18 protein-coding genes and 1 pseudogene are annotated in these 22,237 nt (G+C 65.8%); 10 read left to right on the top strand and 9 right to left on the bottom strand.

Going from position 1 to position 22,237, the window contains the following annotated elements; all coding sequences use genetic code 11:
* Positions 1 to 297, top strand: a pseudogene (locus AC5JJ6_RS12895) (TRAP transporter permease); the annotation flags it as partial.
* A 300-nt stretch (positions 298 to 597) separates the two neighbouring features.
* On the opposite strand, the gene uvsE reads toward AC5JJ6_RS12895, so the two are convergent.
* A complete protein-coding gene (gene uvsE, locus AC5JJ6_RS12900) occupies positions 598 to 1,647 on the bottom strand; it encodes a UV DNA damage repair endonuclease UvsE (protein ID WP_496042426.1) in 1,050 nt (349 codons plus the stop codon).
* A 109-nt stretch (positions 1,648 to 1,756) separates the two neighbouring features.
* Between uvsE and AC5JJ6_RS12905 the strand changes: the two genes are divergently transcribed.
* Positions 1,757 to 2,779: a TRAP transporter substrate-binding protein gene (locus AC5JJ6_RS12905; protein WP_496042427.1), complete on the top strand. Its 1,023-nt coding sequence runs from the start codon at positions 1,757 to 1,759 to the stop codon at positions 2,777 to 2,779.
* A gap of 17 nt (positions 2,780 to 2,796) precedes the next feature.
* On the opposite strand, the gene AC5JJ6_RS12910 is transcribed toward AC5JJ6_RS12905, so the two are convergent.
* The 5 genes from AC5JJ6_RS12910 to AC5JJ6_RS12930 form a co-directional block, all read right to left on the bottom strand.
* The gene (locus tag AC5JJ6_RS12910) at positions 2,797 to 3,024 is read right to left on the bottom strand and encodes a DUF2934 domain-containing protein (RefSeq protein ID WP_496042428.1); all 228 of its coding nucleotides are present in this window, start codon (positions 3,022 to 3,024) and stop codon (positions 2,797 to 2,799) included.
* Positions 3,025 to 3,074: 50 nt separating this feature from the next.
* A complete protein-coding gene (locus AC5JJ6_RS12915) occupies positions 3,075 to 4,451 on the bottom strand; it encodes an MFS transporter (protein WP_496042429.1) in 1,377 nt (458 codons plus the stop codon).
* A gap of 155 nt (positions 4,452 to 4,606) precedes the next feature.
* The gene (locus AC5JJ6_RS12920) at positions 4,607 to 5,581 is read right to left on the bottom strand and encodes a PDR/VanB family oxidoreductase (RefSeq protein ID WP_496042430.1); all 975 of its coding nucleotides are present in this window, start codon (positions 5,579 to 5,581) and stop codon (positions 4,607 to 4,609) included.
* A 49-nt stretch (positions 5,582 to 5,630) separates the two neighbouring features.
* A complete protein-coding gene (locus AC5JJ6_RS12925) occupies positions 5,631 to 6,377 on the bottom strand; it encodes a GntR family transcriptional regulator (RefSeq protein WP_496042431.1) in 747 nt (248 codons plus the stop codon).
* Between the two features lie 22 nt (positions 6,378 to 6,399).
* A complete protein-coding gene (locus AC5JJ6_RS12930; protein WP_496042432.1) occupies positions 6,400 to 7,485 on the bottom strand; it encodes an aromatic ring-hydroxylating dioxygenase subunit alpha in 1,086 nt (361 codons plus the stop codon).
* 269 nt (positions 7,486 to 7,754) lie between these two features.
* Here AC5JJ6_RS12930 and AC5JJ6_RS12935 point away from each other — a divergent pair, with 269 nt between their 5' ends.
* The 4 genes from AC5JJ6_RS12935 to meaB are packed head-to-tail and all read left to right on the top strand — an operon-like array spanning position 7,755 to position 13,128.
* Positions 7,755 to 9,566 (top strand): protein kinase family protein, encoded by a 1,812-nt coding sequence (locus tag AC5JJ6_RS12935; RefSeq protein ID WP_496042433.1) that lies wholly within the window; start codon positions 7,755 to 7,757, stop codon positions 9,564 to 9,566.
* Between the two features lie 38 nt (positions 9,567 to 9,604).
* Entirely contained in the window at positions 9,605 to 11,464 is a 1,860-nt protein-coding gene (locus AC5JJ6_RS12940) for an ABCB family ABC transporter ATP-binding protein/permease (RefSeq protein ID WP_496042434.1), read from the top strand.
* A gap of 4 nt (positions 11,465 to 11,468) precedes the next feature.
* A complete protein-coding gene (locus AC5JJ6_RS12945; RefSeq protein ID WP_496042435.1) occupies positions 11,469 to 12,074 on the top strand; it encodes a biliverdin-producing heme oxygenase in 606 nt (201 codons plus the stop codon).
* Between the two features lie 34 nt (positions 12,075 to 12,108).
* A complete protein-coding gene (gene meaB / locus AC5JJ6_RS12950) occupies positions 12,109 to 13,128 on the top strand; it encodes a methylmalonyl Co-A mutase-associated GTPase MeaB (protein ID WP_496042436.1) in 1,020 nt (339 codons plus the stop codon).
* A 32-nt stretch (positions 13,129 to 13,160) separates the two neighbouring features.
* Here the strand turns inward: meaB and AC5JJ6_RS12955 are convergent, their stop codons facing one another.
* Entirely contained in the window at positions 13,161 to 13,478 is a 318-nt protein-coding gene (locus AC5JJ6_RS12955; RefSeq protein ID WP_496042437.1) for an EthD family reductase, read from the bottom strand.
* A 155-nt stretch (positions 13,479 to 13,633) separates the two neighbouring features.
* On the opposite strand from AC5JJ6_RS12955, the gene AC5JJ6_RS12960 reads away from it, so the two are divergent.
* Complete coding sequence (locus tag AC5JJ6_RS12960) at positions 13,634 to 13,777, top strand: hypothetical protein (RefSeq protein ID WP_496042438.1); 144 nt, start codon at positions 13,634 to 13,636, stop codon at positions 13,775 to 13,777.
* Between the two features lie 33 nt (positions 13,778 to 13,810).
* Here the strand turns inward: AC5JJ6_RS12960 and AC5JJ6_RS12965 are convergent, their stop codons facing one another.
* Entirely contained in the window at positions 13,811 to 15,274 is a 1,464-nt protein-coding gene (locus AC5JJ6_RS12965) for an alanine/glycine:cation symporter family protein (protein WP_496042439.1), read from the bottom strand.
* A 143-nt stretch (positions 15,275 to 15,417) separates the two neighbouring features.
* Between AC5JJ6_RS12965 and AC5JJ6_RS12970 the strand changes: the two genes are divergently transcribed.
* On the top strand, positions 15,418 to 17,040 hold the full coding sequence (locus AC5JJ6_RS12970; protein WP_496042440.1) for a bifunctional metallophosphatase/5'-nucleotidase: 1,623 nt from the start codon (positions 15,418 to 15,420) through the stop codon (positions 17,038 to 17,040).
* A gap of 25 nt (positions 17,041 to 17,065) precedes the next feature.
* On the opposite strand, the gene AC5JJ6_RS12975 is transcribed toward AC5JJ6_RS12970, so the two are convergent.
* Positions 17,066 to 19,915 carry a hybrid sensor histidine kinase/response regulator gene (locus tag AC5JJ6_RS12975; RefSeq protein ID WP_496042441.1) on the bottom strand — a complete coding sequence of 950 codons (2,850 nt, stop codon included), beginning with the start codon at positions 19,913 to 19,915 and terminating at the stop codon, positions 17,066 to 17,068.
* A gap of 141 nt (positions 19,916 to 20,056) precedes the next feature.
* Here AC5JJ6_RS12975 and ehuB point away from each other — a divergent pair, with 141 nt between their 5' ends.
* Complete coding sequence (gene ehuB / locus AC5JJ6_RS12980; RefSeq protein ID WP_496042442.1) at positions 20,057 to 20,998, top strand: ectoine/hydroxyectoine ABC transporter substrate-binding protein EhuB; 942 nt, start codon at positions 20,057 to 20,059, stop codon at positions 20,996 to 20,998.
* Between the two features lie 215 nt (positions 20,999 to 21,213).
* Positions 21,214 to 22,237: MlaE family ABC transporter permease (locus AC5JJ6_RS12985; protein WP_496042443.1), on the top strand; the 1,024-nt coding region annotated here is incomplete at its 3' end.

A 22,237-nucleotide genomic window follows, 5' to 3' on the forward strand; every position in this document is an offset into this window, starting at 1 on the left:
CTGGTGCCGTTCGTGTTCGTGTTCTCGCCGTCGCTTCTGCTGGTGGCGCCGGGATTCACGTGGCCGGACTTCATCATCGCCTTCGCCGGCTGCATCATCGGCATCACGTGCCTGAGCGCCGCCCTGTCGGGCTATATGCTGGCCGTCGCGAAGAAGTGGGAGCGTCTGGTGCTGGGCTTCGCCGCGATCCTGCTGGTGGCGCCGGAAATCTACTCGTCGCTGCTGGGGCTGGCGCTGATCGTCCCGGTGGTGATCCGGCAACTGGCGGCCCGGAAGTCGGCGTTGTCGGCGGCCTAGGTCCATCCGGAAAAGGTGTTTCGTAGGTCGGTGTAGAGCGAAGCGGCACCCGACAATCCGGCGCGTCCGTGTCGGGTGCCGCTTCGCTCTACACCGACCTACAGGCGCCGGCCTGCAAGGAGCGTTTCGGTGCTTTCAGATGATGCCCATCACCAGAAGCACGATCACGACGATTACCGGCACGCCCATCATCCAAAGCAATCCACCCTTAAACACGACGTCCTCCATCCGTAATTTTGAGGTAACGCGAACCTCTGTCGTTGGATAACCCTCGAAAGTGGAAAAGGTTACGCCGCACCGTCAGCTCTCGGCCTCCATCAGGGCGGCCTCCTGCCGCTCCAGCTCCTCCGCCCGCTCCGCCGTCAGGCCGAAGCGGACCGCCACGTCGGGGGCGTAGCGCAGCATGTCGGGCCGCAGCCGGACCAGCGCCAGGTCCTTGGACTTCGCCTCCAGCATGATATCGAATTCCAAACCTTCGGCCGTCCGCATGAAGGTGGCGAACTCGAACGGGTTGCAGAAATCGGCGTGCCCGGTCCAGACGGGTGCTACGTTGGCGAGGGTGCTCTTGCGCGTCTTCTTATCGGTGCGCTTGACCTGACGCAGTTCCGTCCGGGGCGAGGAGAAGTGGATCTTGGGGCGGACGCCATCCGGCCATGTCCGCAGGATCGCCTGCAAGGTCTGGCGCATGTCCAGGCCTTCCGGGTTCAGGCACCAGAAATGCTGGTAGTCGAAGATCAGCCGGACGCCGGTCTGTTCGTGAATCCACAGCACATCGGCGGCGCTGAAGCGCAGGTCGTCGTGTTCCAGCACCAGCCGGCGGCGAACGTGTTCCGGCAGGATCTTCCAGGTCTCGACCCAGCGGGCAGCACTGCTTTGGCGGTCGCCATAGGTGCCGCCGACATGGATCACCAGCACGGCTTCCGGTCCCAGCTCCATCAGGTCCAGCATCTCCGCCTGGGACGACAGGTCCCAGATGCTCTTCTTGATCAGCTCTGGATCGGGGCTGTTCAATACGACGAACTGCGAGGGGTGGAACGACATCCGGATATCCAGCCGCTTCGCCTTGTCGCCGATCGCTTTCAGCTCCGCCGCCGACTCCCTGACCATGCCGTGGAACTGCGGCATGTCGGGGTGCGTGGCGTAGGGGGCGAGGTCGGACGACAGCCGGTACATCCGGATGTCCTGGCGGTCGAGATAGTCGAGGATGCCGTCGACATATTCCAGCGACACCTTCAGGTGCGGGTCGCTGGCCCAGCGCCGGGCATCGTTGCTCTTCAGGTCAGGCTGGCCCATCACCTTGACGGCGAAACCGAGCCGCATCGGGCGGGCGTTCATCGTGGGTTTGTCCATATCGGTTCGAGATATCGGTCGGATCGAAAAACAGCGTCCGGCGTGAAAAGTCGCCGACCCGTTTCATCCACTGATCTGTTGCTCCCGATACCAAGACCAAGGGGCGAACATGAAAAACAGCTTCAAGCGCGTATCGGCCGGTCTGGCCGTTGTCGGCGCCATCCTGCTTGCGGCGAACGGTGCCAATGCCGCCGACATCAAGGAGCGCAGTCTCAAGATCGCGTTCGTCAACATCAAGGAACATCCCCACGGGCTGGGGGCACAGAAGTTCGCCGACATCGTCGCCGAGAAGAGCGGCGGCAAGATCACCGCCAAGCTGTTCGGCGGCGGCACGCTGGGGGGCGATCTGGCCGTCGTGTCGTCGCTTCAGGGCGGCACCATCGACATGACGATGGTGGTTCCGGGCACCGTTTCCGGCAACATCAAGGAGTTCTCGATCTTCGACTTCCCGCTGCTGTTCGACAGCTACGAGGAAGCCGACGCCGTGCTCGACGGTCCCGTCGGCCAGAAGCTGCTGGCGCGTCTGCCGGAGAAAGGCCTGATCGGGCTTGGGTACTGGGACCATGGCTACAGGAACCTGACCAACAACCGGCGGCCCGTCGCCAAGCTGGAAGATATCGAGGGGCTGAAGATCCGGGTGATCCAGATCCCCATCGTGATCGATACCTTCAACGCTCTCGGCGCCAACGCCGTGCCGATGCCGCTGCCGGAGGTCTATACCGCCCTGGAGACCGGTGCGGTGGACGGGCAGGAAAACCCCTACGCCCTGATCGAAAGCTCCAAGTATCAGGAGGTCCAGAAATACACCTCGACCACCCGGCACATCTACAACCCGCTGGTCGTGCTGTTCAGCAAGAAGACGTGGGACAAGATGTCCGGGGACGAACACCGGATCCTGCGGGAGGCCGCCGTCGAGGCGACGGCCTATGAGCGCAAGGTTTCCCGTGAAACCAACGTCGCGGCGCTGGAGAAGCTGAAGAAGGACGGCATGACCGTCACCGAGTTCCCGGCCGCCGAGACCGAGCGCATGCGCGAGAAGCTGAAGCCTGTCGCGGATAAGTACGCTCAAGAGGTCGGCGAGCCCCTGATGAAGGAAATGCTCGCCGAGATCGACAAGGTGCGCACCCGCTGAGGATCAGTCCTTGACGGTCAGTCTTTAGGGCTGTCCGAGGCGTTGGCCGGATTGGCCGCGACGTCGGGGGAGGGCATGAACACCGGTTCCGGGTCCTCCTCCCCGGCGGCGGAGAGGGAGCCGTCCTCCTCCACCGCAATCTCTTCGAGCGCCTGATACCAGTGCTGCTGCTCCCGGCCCTCGGGCCGTCCTTCGCGTTCCCAGATCTCCTGGGCGCGCTGTTTTACCCGTTCCTCCCGGTCCATCGCCTTTTCCCTTCGGCTGTGTTTATCTTGTGCCGAAGTAACGGCGCCGGTTACTTCCGGGTTGCCGCCGCTCCAGCCGGTATTGCGGGTTCCCTGGCCGGTTCCGCCACCGTATCGAAGTTGCGCACCCAGTAGAGGCTCGCCGCCGCGATCAGCATGGGAGCGGCGAGGACCAGGCAGTAGGCTGGCCGGTCCCAGCCGGCCGACATCAGCACCCCGGCCAGCGCCGGCCCGACCACGGCGCCCAGCCGTCCGACGCTCATCGCGAGGCCTGTTCCCGTCGTCCGCACGGTGGCGGGGAAGACGGGAGGCACTACGGCGTACATCGCATTGATCGAGGCGTAGAGGCAGAAGCCGATCGCCAGCGCCGCCGTCAGCAGCGCCGTCAGCGTCGCCGGGACGAAGCCGAAGATCGACGCGGTAACGAACAGCCCGACCATGAAGCATGCGGCCAGCCGGCGCGTCCCGATGCCCCGCGCATAGAAGCCGAACAGCAGGCAGCCGATGGCTCCGCCGATGTTCATCAGCATCGAGCCCGAGATGCCGCCGCTGATGCTGAGACCGGCCTGCGTCAGCACCTTGGGCGTCCAGCTCAGGAAGAAGTAGCAGGTCATCATCACGCAGAAATACGCGACGCAGACCGCCAGCGTCCGCCCGGCATAGGGCGGCCGGAAGATGGTGAGCAGGCTGGTGTCGGGTGCTTCCTCCGCCCGTTGCGGAGCGGGGAGGGCGGAGAGATGAGGCCGGCCGATCCGGGCCAGCACCCGGTTGACCTTGTCCAGTGCGCCCGCCGGGCGTCTTGCGATCAGGTAGTCCAGCGATTCCGGCATGAAGCGGATGACGGCGGGCACCAGGATCAGCGCCACCAGCCCGCCGAACACATAGACCGAGCGCCAGCCGAAGGCGGAGATCAGGTAGACGGAAAACGCGCCGCCCAGCGTGGCTCCGATCGGGTAGCCCAGCGACATCAGCGAGATCGACAGGTTGCGCCTGCGGTTGGAGGCGTATTCCGTGACCACGATGTTGATGTTCGCCAGAACGCCGCCGATGCCGAGGCCGGTGTAGAACCGCATCGCCGCCAGTTCCGTCACGTCGCGGGTGACCGACGAGATCAGCATGCCGCTGCACAGGATGACGAGGCACAGCAGCACCGTCGTCCGCCGGCCGATCTTGTCGCCCATCGGCCCGATGAACAGTGCGCCGAAGCCCATGCCGGCAATCCCGGCACTGAATAGGATGCCGAGACCCGTCGGGTCGAGGTTGAAGTCCCTCGCGATGGCCGCCGCCGTAAAGGCGACCACCAGCACGTCGAAGCCATCGAGCGCGCAGATCAGAACGCAGAGCGTCACGACGATGACCTGAAAGCTGCTCATGTCGCCTTCCCTGATCAGCACGCGCGGATCAGCCTCGGCCTTGGAGACCGCCATGGATCTTCCTCCCTGGGTTTGTTTGATTGTTTCAGCTTGTTCTGCGTAGGCCGGTCTAGAGCGAAGCGGCAGCCGACATAGACGCGCCTGCTTGTCGGCTGCCGCTTCGCTCTAGGCCGACCTACGGGGTACCGGTTTTCGGATAAGGCGCCGGCTCAGCCGGCCCGGTCCGCCGTGTCGATGGTGATGCTGCCGTTCACGGCGCGCGAGACGCAGGTGCACATGTGGCTGTTGGCGGATTTCTGCGTGTCGCTGAAGAAGACGTCGCGGTGATCGACCGCCCCTTCAAGCTCCAGGATCTTCACGGCGCACAGCCCGCACTCGCCGCGCCGGCAGTCGAAGATCATCTCAACCCCGGCGTTTTCCAGCGCTTCGAGCATGGTCTGGTTGCGCGGGACGGTGATTTCCCGGCCCAGGCGCGGGATCTTCACGGTGAAGTCCTGCGACGCGAAGCGCCCGCTGTTGCCGAAGGTCTCGAACCGCAGCCCGTCGACCGGCCGGCCGCTGTCCTGCCACGCCCGCTTCGTCGCTTCCAGCAAGCCGATCGGGCCACAGACATAGAACTCCCCGCCGGGAGCGAGCCTCGCGATCTCGGCCGCCAGATCGACGCGCCCGCCTTCCTCGTCGATGAAGATCTGCAACCGGTCGCCCAGCCGCTCGCGCAATTCGTCGCCGAAGGCCAGGTCCTGCCGGCTGCGGCAGGCGTAGAGCAGGCGGAATTCGGCGCCGGCGTCCGCCAGTGCCAGCGCCATCGTGTAGATCGGCGTGATTCCGATGCCGCCCGCCAGCAGCAGGTATTCCGGCCGGCGGCGCGCCAGTTCGAAGTGGTTGCCCGGTTCCGTGATCGTCAGCCGGTCGCCCGGAGACAGCCGCCACATATAGGCGGAGCCGCCCCGGCTGTCCGGCAGCAGCTTGACCGCGATCCGGTAGACGCCGTCGGCGCAGGGGCCGACGATGGAGTAGGACCGCACGTCCGGCCGGCCGCCGATCTGGACGGTGATATTGATGTGGCTGCCGGGCGTCGGCGCCTTGAACTTGCCGTCCGGTTCGATCTCGAACAGGCGGATGTCGGGCGTCACGTCGCGGACGGACCGCAACCGGCCCGTCTGCCATTCCATAACCTCGCGCATTTCTCAGATTCCACGATACCGATCAGGCCACGCTTATTCAGGGTGCTGATCAGGCATCCTCGGCCAGCCGGATCAGCGACGATCCCCGCAGGCGTTGCAGATGCCGTTGACTCTTGAGGACGACCTGAAGGTTGCGCCGGGCGAGCCTGGAGTGCTCGCGCGCCAGCATTTCGGCGCGTCCCGGTTCGAACGCTTCGATCGCCTCGACGATGGAGCGGTGATGGTCCTGGGCGATGAACAGGATCTCCCGCGATTCCGGCAGTTCCGACTGGACCAGCACGAAGGCTCCGGGCTGGGCGAAGGGCATATGCAGCATCCGCTCGATCGACCGCTGGATCACGGCGCTGTTGGACAGCTCCACCAGCAGGCTGTGAAAGCGGTCGTTCAGGCGGATGTAGTCCGAGAAATCGTCCATGCTCAGCTCGGGCCGCCGGACCAGACTGTCCAGGCTGCCCAGGCAGTCCCGGACTTCCGCCAGATCGGCGCGGCCAAGGCGGCGCTCGGCGCAGCGGCGGGCCGCCATGCCTTCCAGGGCGCCGCGCAGGTCGATCGCGTCGATGATGTCGGCTTCCGAAAACTCCCGCACGACGAAGCCGCCTGTCGCCAGACAGTCGACCAGCCCTTCCTCCTGGAGCCGGGCCAGCGCCAGCCGGACCGGCGTCCGGGAGACGCCGAGCCGATCTACGATGCCCAGTTCGGGGACCCGCTCGCCCGGCTTCAACTCGCCGTTCAGGATCAGTTCCCGCAGTTGCAGGATCGCCCTGGTCGTCTGGGAGTTGCGAGGGGTCTCTTCCATCGGGTGCCGCTCCTGCTTGAAATTACTCAGCCGCGATGCCGGGGCGCTCTCCCTGTTCGGCCGCCAGCATGCGGTCGATCATGCGCCTTGCCCACAGGGCTCCGGCATCGATGTTGAGATTATAGAACGGCTGGCGCGGGTTCTTGTCGATAGCGGCCTGCTGAGCTTCCAGAACGGCGTGGTCCTGATCGTAGACGCCCTTGCCGTCGTTGACGTGGGCAATGTTCAGTTCCTTGGTCAGGCTCTGGTCGTCGGTGCGGAAGCTGCGGACGAAGTTCCAGAAGTAATGGCAGCTCGTCTCGGATTCCGGCGTGATGGCTGCCAGGAAGAAGCCGTTGACGCCCTGGCTGCGGTCGCCGTCGCGCGCACCTGTCCCGGCCAGCGCCACGCCGACATCGCCGGCGACCACGCAGGGCGCCTCGAAATGGATGATCTGCCAGCGGTCCACGTGGCCGGGCTTGCCGAGCTGGCGCGCCCAGAACGGCGGAGGCTCGATGTTCTCCATCCAGCGCGACACCGTGACCTTGCGGTCGGTATGGGTGACGTCGAACGGATTGCGGGTGATGGCGTCGTCGCCGATGCTGCCGGCATGGACATAGGTCTCGTGGGTCAGGTCCATGAGATTGTCGACGACCAGCCGGTAATCGCATTTCAGGCTGTAGAAGGTGCCGCCTTCGCCGACCCAGGGCTCGTCGCTGTTCCAGTGGAAGTCCGGGATCTTGTCCGGGTCGGCCAGCGCCGGGTCGCCCATCCAGACCCAGGCCAGCCGGTATCTCTCCACGACCGGGAACGACTGGACGCAGGCGGACGGATTGATGGTTTCCTGCGCCGGCATATAGGTGCAGCGGCCGACCGAATTGAAGACGAGGCCATGGTAGCCGCAAACCACCTGATCGCCGTTCAGATGGCCGAGCGACAGCGGCAGCAGGCGGTGCCAGCAGGCGTCTTCAAGGGCCGCCACCTGTCCGTCGGTCTTGCGGTAGAGGACGATGTCCTTGCCGCAGATCGTGCGCGGGGTCAGCTGGCGCTTGATCTCGTAGTTCCAGGCCGCGGCATACCATGCGTTCATGGGCCACGGCTTCGCGGTCTCGGGCTTCGATGCAGCCACCGGTTTCCTCCCCGGATATGAATTTGTCTCTTGGGATTATGGAATACAGGAAGATACGATTGCATGCAAAGATGAATCTGGCGAGCTGAAGACATACGCAAGAAGGGCAGGAAAGTAGCTGTTGAAAGGATTCATCCGAGCATCATTGCATGCAATAGCATCGCGGCTGATGCCGTCATGCCGATCGAGCAGGAACTAAGTACGTTTGTAACGGTTGCCATTCGCCGCCTTGTTTTCAGCACCCCGCCTCCAGCGAATGGCTCCAGTTCATGCTTGTCTACGGCGATCAGTCCCGGATCGAAAACCCTCGCGCTGCCGTCGAGCGCTTGGACGAAATGCTGCGGCGGCTGGGGCGCATGCCGGCGGGGATCGAACGGCATGCCGTCCTGGTAGCGGCGCTGATCGATGCCGGTGAGCTGACCCAGGGATTGGCGGATGCTCAGTTCGCGGATCTGGGACATGACGCCCGGTCGGACCTGACCGATGCGCCGATGGCGCTGCTGATCGGCATCGCGTGCTGCGTTCGCCAGTCGTGGCGCACTGGCTTCCATCAATTGGGCGGCTTGCCGGAAGCGGAACTTCGTTCAGTCATGAGTCATTCCCTGCCGGACGCGATCACCACGAAGACGGCGGAAGGCTTCTCGCTCTACAGCCTGTACCCGGAAACCTATTTGGAGGCCGCCGGCGCATTGCATGCAGCGGAGCGGCCGACCCAGGTGATCGGCCTGCGCAGCGTCGGAGCGCCGCTGGCCGCCGTCGTGGCGGCCGGCTTGGGGCTTCGGAGCGCCGTGACCCTGCGTCCGGCCGGCCATCCGTTCAACCGGGAGATCAGGCTGGCGGATGGTCTGTCCGCCGAGATCCTGGCCGGCAAGGATGCCCGCTACGCCGTGGTGGACGAAGGCCCCGGCCTGTCCGGCAGTTCGTTCGGCGCGGTTGCGGACTTCCTGGAGGATGGCGGCGTCGCTCCCGACCGCATCCACTTCTTCCCCAGCCATCGGGGAACGCCGGGAGGCTGCTCCAGCGAGCGTCACTGGCTGCGCTGGCAGAAGGCCCGCCGCCATGTCGTCGATATCGGCGACATGCTGATCCACAAGCCGAAAAGGCCGGAGCACCGGCTGGAAACCTGGGCCGCCGAACTGGCCGGCCAGCCCACCGGCGACATGATGGAAATCTCCGGCGGCTGGTGGCGGGCGGTCCGCTATTCCCGCGAGGCAGAATGGCCGCCGGTCAAACCCCAGTTGGAGCGCCGCAAGTTCCTGCTGCCGACCGCCGATGGCACGTGGCTGCTGAAGTTCGTGGGACTGGGGAGCATGGGGGAGCGCAAGCTGGCCCGCGCCCGGTCGCTCCACGCCGCCGGCTTCACGCCGGAGGTGGCGGGCTTTCGTCACGGCTTCCTGGTCGAGCGCTGGATCGACGGCGCCGTGTCCCTCGACCAGCGGTTCGGCGACCGCGACGGAGTGGTGGAGCAGGTCGGCCGCTATCTTGGCTTCCGCGCCCGCCACTTCGCCGCCGGTGCGGAGCAGGGCGCATCCCTGACGGCGCTTGCCGAGATGGCGCGGTTCAACACGGCCCAAACGCTTGGCGATGACGCCGCCCGCGACCTGGACTCCCTGCTGCGCGACGCCGGCCTGCTGGAGGACGCCGTCAGGCGAGTCGAGACCGACAACCGCCTCCATGCCTGGGAATGGCTGCATGCACCGGATGGGCGCCTGCTGAAGACCGACGCGCTCGACCATCACGCCGGGCACGACCTGATCGGCTGCCAGGACATCGCGTGGGACATCGCCGGCGCCACCGTCGAGCTGGACCTGTCCGAGTCGGAGTGCCAGCGGCTGTGCCGGATCGTCGCCGGGCAGTACGGACATCCCGTGAACCCCGACCTGCTGGCCCTGCTGACGCCCTGCTATCTGGCTTTCCAGATGGCCGACCATGCCATGGCCGTCAACACGGTCGCACCCGAAAGCGCGGATGCCAAGCGGCTCCGCGCCGCCACCGGCCGCTACGTCAGGCGGCTGGAGCGGATCATCGCCGCCGGCCGCCGCGACCGCTCGCCGATGGACACCTGCATCGCCGCAGCCTAGGTTAGTCGCGTAATCCCGACGCCATCAGGCCCGCATTCATGTCCGACGCTGAAATGAGCCGCTTCACCCGACCGCGCAAGCTGGGGGAGCGAGAGACCATCCGTTCGCTGCTGCCCTATCTGTGGCCACGCAACGAGATGGAACTTCGTGTCCGGGTCGTCGCCGCCATCGTCTGCCTGTTCATCGCCAAGATCGCCAACGTCTACGTGCCCGTGCTGTACAAGCACGCGATCGACGCGCTGGGCACGACGGCGGGAACGATCGCGGTGCTGCCGGTCGGCATGATCCTGGCCTATGGCTTGGCCAGAGTCCTGTCGCTGGCCTTCGGCGAATTGCGTGACGCGATCTTCGCCAAGGTGGCCCAGCGCTCGATCCGGGCGGTGGCGCTCAACGTCTTCCGGCACCTGCACGCGCTGTCGCTGCGCTTCCATCTGGAACGCCAGACCGGCGGGTTGTCGCGCTCGGTCGAGCGCGGGACCAAGGCGATCCAGACGCTGCTGTCCTTCATGCTGTTCAACATTCTGCCGACGCTGCTGGAGATCCTGCTGGTCTGCGCGATCCTGTGGGGGATGTTCAACATCTGGTTCGCGCTGGCGACCTTCCTGACGGTCGTCCTGTATATCGCCTACACCCTGGTCGTGACCGAGTGGCGGACGAAGTTCCGCCGCGAGATGAACGAGATGGACAACCAGGCCAACACCAAGGCGATCGACAGCCTGCTCAACTACGAGACCGTCAAATACTTCGGCAACGAGGAGCACGAGGCCCGGCGCTACGACAATGCCCTGAGCTTCTATGAAAAGGCGGCGGTACGCAGTCAGACCAGCCTGTCGCTGCTGAATATCGGACAGGCCGCGATCATCTCCATCGGCCTGACTGTCGTGATGTACATGGCGGCGCGCGGCATCATGAACGGCACCATGACTATCGGCGACTTCGTGCTGGTCAACACCTACCTGCTCCAGCTTTACCAGCCGCTCAACTTCTTCGGCTTCGTCTACCGCGAGATCAAGCAGGGTCTTGCCGATATGGAGAAGATGTTCGAACTGCTGGAGATCGATCGGGAGATCGCCGACGCCCCCGATGCCAAGGCGCTGGACGTGGCCGGCGCCACGGTGACCTTCAGGGATGTCGAGTTCGGCTACGATCCGCGCCGGCCGATCCTGAAGGGCGTATCCTTCACGGTCCCCGCCGGGCGCACGGTCGCCATCGTCGGCCCCAGCGGCGCGGGCAAATCGACCATCAGCCGGCTGCTGTTCCGCTTCTACGATCCCAACTCGGGCGGCATCCTGATCGACGGCCAGGACATCTCGACCATCACCCAGTCGTCGCTGCGAGCCGCCATCGGCATCGTCCCGCAGGACACCGTCCTGTTCAACGACACGATCTTCTACAACATCGCCTATGGCCGTCCCGGCGCCTCGGTGGAGGAGGTCGAGCGGGCGGCGAAGCTGGCCCATATCCACGACTTCGTCCTGCGCCTGCCCGACGGCTACAAATCCATGGTCGGCGAACGCGGGCTTAAGCTGTCGGGCGGCGAGAAGCAGCGCGTCGCCATCGCGCGCACCATCCTGAAGCAGCCCGACATCCTGCTGTTCGACGAGGCGACGTCCGCCCTGGACACCCATACCGAGCGCGAAATCCAGGCGAACCTGCGGGAAGTCAGCCGGGGCCGGACGACGCTGGTGATCGCGCACCGGCTGTCCACCGTGATCGACGCCGACGAGATCATCGTCCTGGAAGACGGCAGCATCGTGGAGCGCGGACGCCACGCCGAGTTGCTGGCCCGCCGGGGCGCCTATGCCGCGATGTGGACCCGCCAGCAGGAAGCGGCCGGCGAAAAGGCGGTAGCGGATCTGCCCGTATCGTATTCGAAACCCGTTATCAGCCATGGTTGATGCCATGACCAGAGATCTTGCCGTCAAAGACGTTACCGAGCGCCTGCGCACCGCCACGTGGCCCGTTCACGAGCGGCTTCACCTGCACCCGGTCCTCCGCCCGCTGACGGCCCGCCAGCCGACCGCCGAAGGCTATCTCGGCGCGGTCCGCGCCCTGTACGGCTTCGTGGCGCCGATGGAACAGCGGTTGGGCGAAGAGGCTGCGGGACGCGCCGCCCGCACGCCGCTGCTGCTGGCCGATATCGGCATGCTCGATGCGGCGGCAGCGGGCGTCGAACCGCCGCTGGCGACGGACCTGCCGGAGCTTCCGACATCGGCGGCCAGGATCGGCGCCCGCTGGGTGCTGGACGGTTCGGCCCATGGCGGGCGGGCGATGCTGCCGCATCTCCAGCGCACGCTCGCCGTCGGCCCCGATCAAGGCGCATCGTATTTCGCCTCCGCCGGGATCGACCTGAAGGCGGAGCGGCAGTCGCTCCGCGACCTGATCGAGCGGGACATACTGACCGAGGAAGACCGCGCCGCCGCGACCGAGGCGGCAGCCGCGACCTTTTCCGCGCTGGAGCGCTGGCTGGACCATATCGCCGCACCTTCGCCCGCACCGGCATCTTGAGCCTTGGGCGGTCCGACTGTAGGTTCAGGATACCATGACAGTTACTCCGCCTCCCGGCAGCCGCCGCTCCGCCGCTTCTCCCGCCGAAACCGCCGAGGCGATCCGCCGGGGTGACCGCCGCGCGCTCGCCCGCGCCATCACCCTGATCGAATCGACCCGCGCCGACCACCGCGCCATGGCGGAAGAATTGCTGGCGGAACTGCTGCCGCATACCGGCAACTCGATCCGGATCGGTATTTCCGGTGTGCCCGGCGTCGGCAAATCGACCTTCATCGAAGCCTTCGGCCTCCATGTGATCGGGCAGGGGCACAAGGTCGCGGTGCTGGCGGTGGACCCGTCGTCGCAGCGGACGGGCGGCTCGATCCTGGGCGACAAGACCCGGATGGAGGAGCTGACCCGCAACACGTCAGCTTTCATCCGCCCCTCTCCCAGCGGCGGCACGCTGGGCGGCGTCGCAAGGCGGACGCGCGAGGCGATGCTGGCCTGCGAGGCGGCAGGCTATGACGTCGTGATCGTGGAAACCGTCGGCGTCGGCCAGTCGGAAACCGCCGTGTCCGACATGGTCGATCTGTTCATGCTGCTGCTGCTGCCGGGCGGCGGCGACGAGCTTCAGGGCATCAAGAAGGGCATTGTCGAGCTGGCCGACCTGATCGTCGTCAACAAGGCCGACGGCGCCCTGGTCAACGCCGCCCGCCACGCCGTCGCCGAGTACCGCCACGCGCTGGCATTGCTGCGCTCGCCGTCGAAGGACTGGAAAGTCCCGGTCCTGACCTGCTCCGCCGCGACCCGGCTTGGCGTTCCGGAGGTCTGGGAAACCATCGGCAAGTACCGTGAGACTCTGTCGGCGAGCGGCGCGCTCGATGCCCGCCGCGCCGAGCAGGCGCGGGCCTGGATGTGGAGCGAGATCGCCGAAACCCTGACCGACGCCTTCCGCCACCACCCCGCCGTCCGCGCCGACCTCGCCGCCGCCGAACACGCCGTCACCCATGCCGAGACGACGCCGACCGTGGCGGCCCGCGCGTTGCTGGAGAAGTTCCTGGGCCGATCCCAATAGGGACCGGCCGCCGTCCCGTTTTTCGTGCTGGCTTAAACTATCGTTCGAGGGTTGACCGGCACCGACACCAGCCGCGACGTATCGGCGAAGTTCGCCACGTCGTCCAGCGCCGCCTTGCCCTCCGGCGAGGCGAAGCCCGCCTTCATGGCGTCTTCGCTGTCGAAGGTCAGTTGGGCGATGCCATCAACCGGCAGATTTCCCTCGGCGTCCGGCTGGCCGTGAAGCTGCACATAGCCCTTCAGCCCCGGAATCTTCGCCGCGATCGGGCCGTGAACGTCATGCCAATAAGTCTGGTATTCCTGGGTCGAAGTTCCGGGCTTCCGGTACAGCAGCAGCGCCAGAGTGAACATGCGTCGATCCTCCCATTTTGATGTTTGTTGGGCCCAACCGTGACCGCCCGCCGGAATCCTGTCAACTTGAACTAAAGCAGCATCGCCACAGGGTCACGGCGTCACGTCCACGGGAATATCGTTGACTGAGTCATCCATACAGGTGACTTGACGGCTTGGTCTTCCTGATGCGGCAGGACGATCAGGTTGCCAAACTGCGTCCCCTCTACGTCGAGCCTGCCGCGCGCGGGCTGAGCGTCGGCCGCCGTCTGATTGCGGAAGAGCCGCACTATATGTTCAAACCGCCGATGATTGGGTAGAATTGGGAGTTGGCGTTGTAGGGGCGTGCTACCTCACCACACCTCGGTCGGCAGCGCCCCCGGCATATGCCGGTTGCCGCTGGCTTCGAAATGCGGCAGCCCCTTGCGCTCGCCGGCCTCGTAGTCGGCGAGAGCCGCCATCGCCCACTTCGACAGCATCAGGATCGCGCCCAGATTGACCAGCGCCATCAAGCCCATCGCAACGTCGGCCATCGCCCAGACCGTGGGCAATTCCCCGACCGAGCCGCCGAACACCGCCAGCACCGCGACGATCCGGAAGACGTTCAGCACCTTCACCCTGGCGCCCAGGAAGGTCATGTTGCCGTCGGCATAGGCGTAGTTGCCGATGATGGAGGAGAAGGCGAAGAGGAAGATCACGAAGGTCATGAACAGCCCGCCCACGGCGCCGAACTCCGAGGCGATCACCGACTGGGTCAGGCTGGCGCCCGCCATCTCGGTAGCTCCGGTCGGGTCGTACTGGTCGGACAGCAGGATGATGAAGGCCGTGGCCGAGCAGATCACGATGGTATCGACGAAGACGCCCAGCGCCTGGATGAAGCCTTGGGTCGCCGGGTGGATCGTGGTCGCCGTCGCCGCCATGTTGGGGGCGCTGCCCATGCCGGCCTCGTTGGAGAACAATCCCCGCTTGGCGCCGTTCAGCAGCGCCGCCGACAGCCCGCCGAAGGCGCCGGCCGCCGCCTGATCCAGGCCGAAGGCGGAGCGGACGATCAGCATGAACACGTCGGGTATCCGGTCGATGTGGATCGCCACGATCACCAGCGCCAGCACGATATACAACGCCGCCATGATCGGCATCATCCACTCCGCCACCCGCGCCACGGATCGGATGCCGCCGAAGAAGATCGGAGCACAGATCAGCGCCAGCACGATGCCGGTGACGACGGTGGGAACGCCGAAACTCTCGCCCAGCACGTCGGCGATGGTGTTGGCCTGGACCGCATTGAAGGCCAGCCCGAAGGTTAAGATCAGCAGCACCGCGAACACGATGCCCCAGCCGCGCGAGCCCAGCCCGCGCTGGATGTAATAAGCCGGCCCGCCCCGGAACGTGCCGTCCGGCTGCGGCACCTTATACAACTGCGCCAAGGTCGCTTCGACGAAGGCCGTCGCCATGCCGACCAGCGCCACGCACCACATCCAGAACACGGCACCCGGCCCGCCCAGCGTCAGCGCTATGGCGACGCCCGCGATATTGCCGGTGCCGACCCGGCTCGCCATGCTGACGCAGAAGGCCTGGAAGGGCGAAATCCCGCCGCCTTCGCAGTGCCGCGATCCCGCCATCACCCCGAACAGATGGGGAAATCGCCTGAACTGAACGAACTTCGTCCTGATCGTGAAATAGATGCCCGTGCCGATCAGCACATAGATCAGCAGATATTCCCAAATTACTGTGTTCAAAAAACTCAATACGCTATCGAGGATTTCCATAGAGCACCTTTCGCGAACTGGCGGGGGCTTGTTCTTGTGGAGTGAACACATCAATGGGCAAAAGGTTGTATGTCTGCCCGCATAGGCCAACCACCCCCTTTTTGCGATCCCGCCGCGTGTTGTTCTTGCCGTCCGGTCGCTTGCTCGGGCACAAATCGATGATCAGCCGGCACCGCATTGGGGGACGAAGGATAATGGCGTTGAAGACAGTTCTGCTCGGATCGGCGATAGCCGCTTTTCTGGGCGCGTTCACCGCGACCGCCGCCGGGGCGGCCGGCGCGGATTACCAGCTCCGCATCCTCCATGTGAACGACGTGCATGCCCGCTACGACCAGATCACGGCGACCGGCGGATTCTGCACGCCCAAGGACGAGGCCGAGAAGAAGTGCATCGGCGGCGCTGCCCGCCTCCAGACCAAGCTGAAGGAACTGCGCGGCGACAACGCGCTGTTCCTGGATGCCGGCGACCAGTTCCAGGGCACGCTGTTCTATACCCAGTACAAGCACGGCGCCGTCCAGACCGTGCTCGGGATGCTGAACCCCGATGCGCAGACGCTCGGCAACCATGAGTTCGACGACGGTCCCGCCGGACTTCGCCCCTACCTGGATGCCGTGTCCTGGCCGGTGCTGAGCGCCAATACCGACACGTCGCGCGAGCCACGCCTGAAGGACCGCTACAAGCCCTATACCATCGTCGTGAAGAACGGCCAGCGGATCGGCATCGTCGGGTTGACCACCGCAGACACGCCGATCACCTCCAGCCCCGGCCCCACGGTCGCCTTCCGCAGCGAGGGGCAGGCGCTGACCCGCGCTGTCGCCGCGCTGAAGGCGCGCGGCGTCGACAAGATCGTGGCATTGACCCATATCGGCTATTCGGAAGACCAAGCGCTGGCCGCCCAGGTCGATGGCGTCGACGTCTATGTCGGCGGCCACAGCCATACCTTCCTGGAAACCGGCAGCGACAAGGCCGCCGGACCGTATCCGACCGTCGTCAAGACGCCGTCCGGCGCTCCGGCGCTGGTCGTCCAGGCCGGTTCCTACGGGACCCATCTGGGCATGCTGGACGTGACGTTCGACGCCGCCGGCGTCGTGACGGCGTGGGGCGGCAAGCCGGTAGCCTTGTCCAACGATGTCGCCCTGGACCCCGCCGTCGCCGACAAGGTGTCCCAGCTCAACGTGCCGCTGGCGCAGCTTCGCCGACAGCCGGTCGGCGAGGCCAAGGTCGAACTGGTCGGGACCAGCGACGCCTGCCGGTTCGGGGAATGCAACCTCGGAAACCTGATCGCCGACGCCATGCTGTGGGCGACCAGGGGGCAGGGGACCCAGGTCGCGATCCAGAACGGCGGAGGCATCCGGTCCGGCATCCCGGCGGGGCAGGTGACGATGGGCAACGTGATCGAAGTGCTGCCCTTCTCCAACACCATAGCCACCTTCGACGTGACGGGCGCCGACCTGCTGGCGAGCCTGGAAAGCGGCGTCAGCCGCGCCCATGACAAGACCACGTCCGGCACCGGCCGTTTCCCCCAGGTGGCGGGACTGCGCTACGCCTTCGATCCGGCCAAGCCGGAGGGAGCGCGGATCTCGTCGGCCGAGATCCGCGATGCCGGCGGCGCGTATCGCCCGGTCGATCCGTCCGCCACCTACAAGGCGGTGACCAACAACTTCGTCCGGACCGGCGGCGACGGCTACGGCCTGTTCGCCAAGGCGAAGAACGCCTACGACTACGGCCCCAATCTGGAAACGGTGCTGGCGGAATACATCAGGACGACCGGGCCGGTTGCCCCGGCGGTCGAGGGACGTATCCGGCGCGTCCAGTAGCGCCGGGCCTCAAGAAGGCAAGCGCTCAGTCCGACGCCTCCGCCAGCAGCTTTTCCACCGCCACGCTGAGCTGGCGCGAGGTGATCGGCTTGTGGGCTATGCTGAAGCCGTGAGCCGCTGCGTCCACGGCGCATTCCGGCCCGGTCTCGCCGGTCAGGATGACGCCGGGGATGTTGCTTTCGAACAGCTCGCGTATCCTGACGATCGCCTCCGTGCCGACGCGGCCGCCGCGCAGGCGGTAATCCGCGACGATGATGTCGGGCTTGCGGTGTCCGGTTGCCCGCAGGCGCTCCAGGGCCTGGTCGGTCGACCCCGCCGCCAGGACGTCGTACCCCCAGTCGCGCAGGATGCTCTGCAACCCCATCAGGACGATGGCGTCGTCGTCCACCAGCACGGCGTAGCGGCCGCCGGCGGGGCTGAGAACCGGCTCCGCCTCCGGCATCGGTTCGGGAACCGCCACGGCGGTCCCGGCCGGGACCTCAATGCTGAAGATCGAGCCGCGTCCCAGCGCCGACAGCACTTCCACCCGGCAGCCGAGCAGTCTGGCAAGACGCTGGACGATGGCGAGGCCCAGCCCCATGCCCTTGTTGCGGTCGCGTTCGGGGTTGCCGACCTGATGGAACTCCCGCCAGATGTCGTCCATCTGTTCCGGCGGGATGCCGATGCCGGTGTCCTGCACGTCGATCCTGACCCGGTCCCCGGCCTGCCGGCATTCGACCCGGACGGCACCCGTGGCGGTATACTGGATCGCGTTCTCGATCAGGTTGCAGACGATCCGGCCCAGCAGGGTCCGGTCGGTCCGAACCGCCAGATCCTGGTGATGGATCGAGAACGCCAGTCCCTTGGCCGACGCCACCCGGCCATAGGCGGCCTCGATCTGGCCGAACATCCCGCTCAACGCGAAATCTTCCACGGTCGGGGTCACCGATTCGGCGTCCAGCCGCGATATGTCGAGCAGCGCATCGAGCAACTGCTTCAGGGCGTCCAGTCCGCGCCGCAGATGCAGCAGCTTCTCTCCTCCCTCGGGGTCGTTTATGTGCTGCTCCAGCCCGTCGGCGAACAGGAAGAGCGACTGCATCGGCTGCCGCAAGTCGTGGCTGGCGGCGGCCAGGAACCGGCTTTTCGCCAGATCGGCCTGCTCGGCTTCGCGCTTCGCCCGTTCGGCGTCGTCGCGCGCCGCCTGCAATGTTTCCTGGTAGAGTATCTGGTCGTGGATATCGGTCGTGGTCCCGAACCACTTCACGACCTGCCCAGTCTCGTCCAGCATCGGCACACCTCTCGCCAGATGCCAACGATACATCCCATCGGCGCGCCGCATCCGGAGTTTGCATTCGAACGGGGTGTTGCAGCCCAGGGCCTTAAGCCAGGCGTTGAGGGTGGCCTGCGTGTCCTCCGGATGAACCACCTCCTTCCAGTTGATGTTCCAGTCCTGCGCGATGCCGCTTTTTCCAGCGGAATCGGCGGGAGGCTTGGCGACATACGCGGCGAGCCGGGCGTTGCCGTAGTCCAGCGTGCCGTCCGGCTTCGCCGTCCAGACGATCTCCGGGACGCTTTCCGCAAGGAAGCGGTAGCGCGATTCGCTTTCCGCCAGGGCGTCGAGCGCCTGACGCCGTTCGGTGACGTCCTGGAAATAGACCGCGAGGCCGCCGTCGGCGGAGGGAAACGCCCGGACGTAGAACCATGCGCTCAGGGCGGGGTAGAAGTCCTCGAACTCCGCCGTAACCCGTTCCGTCGCGACACGGTGGTAGTGGCTCCAGAAAGTCGTGCCGATGGCGTCGGGAAGCACGTCCCAAAGGATGCTGCCCGACACGTCGGCGCCGCCGGCGATCAGCGTCCGGGCGCGCTGATTGATGAAGACGATCCGCCAGTCCCGGTCCACTTCGAACACACCGTCCGTCGTGCTCTCCAGGATCGCAGCGGTCCGTTCCTGTGCCGCCTGGGCCAGTTCCAACTGGAGCAGCCGCCGCTCGGCGATCTGCCGTTTCATCAGGGTCCGCGCCAGCAGCCAGCCGATACTGAGCGCCAGTACGACCGCCAAGGCGCCGCCGCCGGTGACCGCCGCCAGCGTCCGTCTCGCCGGCGCTTCCACCAGTTCGCCCGGCATGCCCAGGGTGACCGTCCACCCCGTCATGGTGGACACGGCGGACGACACGAACAGGTTCTCGTTCTTGAGGTTCGTCGCGAAAAAATGCGACTGCCCGCTGTGAAGCCCGTCCAGCAGCGTCCGGTCGGGTTCTCCCCCGATTCCGGGATCGAAGCGGTCTTCCGACAGCGTGCGGGCGATCAGCCGGTCGGCGGTATCCAGCACCGCAATGCGCCAGCCCGGCGTCATGCCCTGATCGCGCAGCGCCTGATTGATCGCCCAGGCGCTGACATAGGCGGTCAGGACATGCTCGACGCCGTAGGGTCCCTGGACCGGCACGCTGACCGCGACCACGGGCTCCTGCTCGGAGTTTCGATCGGCCAATACACCGCTGACCCGGAACTCGCCATAACGGAAGACTTCGTCGGTCTGCTCGTCGATCGAGCGAGGGATCCGGAAATTGCGCCGGGTGCGGTCGATCCGGTCGCCGCGCCAAGTAAGCTGCAACGCCATCCATTCCGGACGCTGCTCCAGGATGCGGTCCGCCTGTCCGGTGAACTCCTCCCGCCATTCGACGATCGGCAAGCCGGTGACGACCAGCGTTTCCAGGGCGATCCTGACCGTCGTGATCCGTTCGTCCACCGTGTTCAGGGCGGTTTCGGCGGTTTGCCGGACGACGGCCTCCCATGAGCGTGTCTGCTGCCGGTCGAACAGAACCACCATGACGGCGGCGAAGATGACGATCGGGAGCGCTGCCGCCAGCAGCAGATATGCAAGCCTGATCCGCATCATTCACCAGGAGACCTTGGGCAAGGAGACTCTGGCCCGGATGACCGTTGCATGGATGGCATGATACATCTGCAAGGTGGTTTCATTATCATTGCAAAGCATATCTTTGTAATTTAGGCATCCTTAAATTGCAGGAGATTAACCATGATCAGACGGTGCCGGGTCAAGGAACTCTTGAGAACCGGCATCGTCATGCTGAATCCCGTCAAGCTGATGGCCTTGGCCATGGCGGTTCCCTTCCTGCTCTGCGCCGCCGCGAACCCCGGTGTGCGCGCCGCGGCACCCGAATCCGCGCTGCAACGGATATTGAGGACAGGGACGGTGCGGATCGGCTTCGCGGCCGAAGCGCCGTATGCCTATCTCGGGCCGGGGGGTCGCGTTACCGGGGAAGGACCGGAAGTCGCCCGCAAGGTCTTCGCGCGCATGGGAGTCAATGCCGTGCAGACGGTCGAGAGCGAGTTCGGCATGCTGATCCATGACTTGAAGGCCGGGCGCTTCGACGTGATCGCGACCGGGATGTATATCCTGCCCGACCGGTGCCGGCAGATCGCCTTTTCCGAGCCGACCTACCGGGCGGTCAACCAGCTTGGGCAGGGCCTGGCGGTCAGGGCCGGCAACCCCCGCAATCTCCACGCCTACGGCGACATCGCGATCGACCTCACGATCCGGCTGGGCGTCGTAGCCGGTACGATCGAGCACGGGTACGCCCGTGCGGCCGGCATCAGGGACGAACAGATCGTGCTGTTTCCCAATGCCGTTTCGGCTGGCCGCAGCCTGAGGGCCGGCAGGATCGACGCCTATGCCGCCACCGCCAAGGCCGTGGAAGCCCTGGTCGAGCGTTATCCGCAAGAACTGGAGCGGGCAAAACCGTTCGACAGCCGGATCCCGGCTGCCGGTCCCGAGACAGTCCACTACGGCGCATTCGGCTTCCGCTTTCAGGATGCCGACTTGCTGGCCGCCTTCAACAAGCACCTCCTCGAGTTCCGCGGCACGCCGGAACACCTTGCCCTGGTCTCCAAGTTCGGCGTTACGAAGGACGAGCTGCCCGACCTCACGACGGCGGAAATCTGCCGGCGCCATGGATAGGCGCCGGGTCCGGGCGCCGCTGGCGACGGTTGAGAACCGGTGAGGCACGGAAACGACAGGGCCGGGGATTTCCGCCCGTCAGGGAACAAACCAGTCCGCTCTACCTTCGTTCAGGGTACCCGAACCGGTAAGGGACTAGGTGCCCGGCCCGGTGACCGGCTCAGCGATCGAGGCGCCCGGCTTCCGGCTGCCAGCCCGATTTCGGACGGAGTGGAATGACGGCGGCAACCAGGCAAGACAAGTCCGGCGGACGGGACGAAGCTGGAGAAGCATTGCAAGGCAACGGTTTGGAGTTGCGCACCGGCAATGACGGCGCCCTGGTCCTTGCGCTGTCCGGACGCTGGCGGATCGGACGGGGACTGGCATCCGCTTCCGAGATCGAAGCGCTGCTCGACGGCGAGCGGCGCATCCGCAGCGTCCGGGCCGAAGACCGCGGCCTGGTGGGCTGGGACAGCTCGCTGGTCAGCTATCTGCTCAAGGTCGGCGATCTCTGCCATGCCCGGAACCTGGAATTCGACACCGGGAGCCTGCCCGCAGGCGTGCCCCGCCTGCTGAAGCTCGCCCGTGCGGTTCCGGTCAAGGCCGATGCCGCGCGTGGAAGCGGCGACGACTCCCTGCCGGTCCGTGTCGGCCGCTCCGTGCTGGAGGGCTGGCGCGGCATGGACCAGGCGGTTACTTTCCTGGGCGAGATCGTGCTGGCGCTGGGACGGCTGACGATCGGCCGGGCAAGGTTCCGCCGGGTCGACTTCCTCCAGGCGCTCCAGGACGCGGGCGCCGCTTCCCTGCCGATCGTCACGATCGTCTCGCTGCTGATCGGCCTGACCGTGGCCTTCGTCGGCGCGATCCAGCTCCGGCAGTTCGGCGCGGATATCTACGTCGCCAATCTGGTCGGGCTCGCCATGACGCGGGAGATGGCGGCCTTGATGACCGGCATCGTCCTGGCCGGCCGGATCGGCGCCGCCTATGCCGCCCAGCTCGGCACGATGCAGGGCAACGAGGAGATCGACGCCCTGTCCACCATCGGCATTTCGCCCATCGACTTCCTGGTGCTGCCGCGCGTCCTGGCCTTGGCGCTGATGATGCCGCTGCTGTTCGTCTATTCGTGCTTCCTGGGAATCCTGGGCGGCTACATCGTCGGAACCACCATGCTGGGGCTGTCGGGTACGGCCTATATCACCCAGACCGAGAACGGCGTCCACATGATCCATTTCTGGGTCGGCTTCAGCAAGAGCGTGGTGT

The sequence above is a fragment of the Skermanella sp. genome (assembly GCF_059503625.1).

What these genes read in the sequence shown, in the direction of transcription:
- uvsE (WP_496042426.1), bottom strand. Translation starts at nt 1,647, where the DNA reads ATGGACAAACCCACGATGAACGCCCGCCCGATGCGGCTCGGTTTCGCC.
- AC5JJ6_RS12905 (WP_496042427.1), top strand. Translation starts at nt 1,757, where the DNA reads ATGAAAAACAGCTTCAAGCGCGTATCGGCCGGTCTGGCCGTTGTCGGC.
- AC5JJ6_RS12910 (WP_496042428.1), bottom strand. Translation starts at nt 3,024, where the DNA reads ATGGACCGGGAGGAACGGGTAAAACAGCGCGCCCAGGAGATCTGGGAA.
- AC5JJ6_RS12915 (WP_496042429.1), bottom strand. Translation starts at nt 4,451, where the DNA reads ATGGCGGTCTCCAAGGCCGAGGCTGATCCGCGCGTGCTGATCAGGGAA.
- AC5JJ6_RS12920 (WP_496042430.1), bottom strand. Translation starts at nt 5,581, where the DNA reads ATGCGCGAGGTTATGGAATGGCAGACGGGCCGGTTGCGGTCCGTCCGC.
- AC5JJ6_RS12925 (WP_496042431.1), bottom strand. Translation starts at nt 6,377, where the DNA reads ATGGAAGAGACCCCTCGCAACTCCCAGACGACCAGGGCGATCCTGCAA.
- AC5JJ6_RS12935 (WP_496042433.1), top strand. Translation starts at nt 7,755, where the DNA reads ATGCTTGTCTACGGCGATCAGTCCCGGATCGAAAACCCTCGCGCTGCC.
- AC5JJ6_RS12940 (WP_496042434.1), top strand. Translation starts at nt 9,605, where the DNA reads ATGTCCGACGCTGAAATGAGCCGCTTCACCCGACCGCGCAAGCTGGGG.
- AC5JJ6_RS12945 (WP_496042435.1), top strand. Translation starts at nt 11,469, where the DNA reads ATGACCAGAGATCTTGCCGTCAAAGACGTTACCGAGCGCCTGCGCACC.
- meaB (WP_496042436.1), top strand. Translation starts at nt 12,109, where the DNA reads ATGACAGTTACTCCGCCTCCCGGCAGCCGCCGCTCCGCCGCTTCTCCC.
- AC5JJ6_RS12955 (WP_496042437.1), bottom strand. Translation starts at nt 13,478, where the DNA reads ATGTTCACTCTGGCGCTGCTGCTGTACCGGAAGCCCGGAACTTCGACC.
- AC5JJ6_RS12965 (WP_496042439.1), bottom strand. Translation starts at nt 15,274, where the DNA reads ATGTGTTCACTCCACAAGAACAAGCCCCCGCCAGTTCGCGAAAGGTGC.
- AC5JJ6_RS12970 (WP_496042440.1), top strand. Translation starts at nt 15,418, where the DNA reads ATGGCGTTGAAGACAGTTCTGCTCGGATCGGCGATAGCCGCTTTTCTG.
- AC5JJ6_RS12975 (WP_496042441.1), bottom strand. Translation starts at nt 19,915, where the DNA reads ATGATGCGGATCAGGCTTGCATATCTGCTGCTGGCGGCAGCGCTCCCG.
- ehuB (WP_496042442.1), top strand. Translation starts at nt 20,057, where the DNA reads ATGATCAGACGGTGCCGGGTCAAGGAACTCTTGAGAACCGGCATCGTC.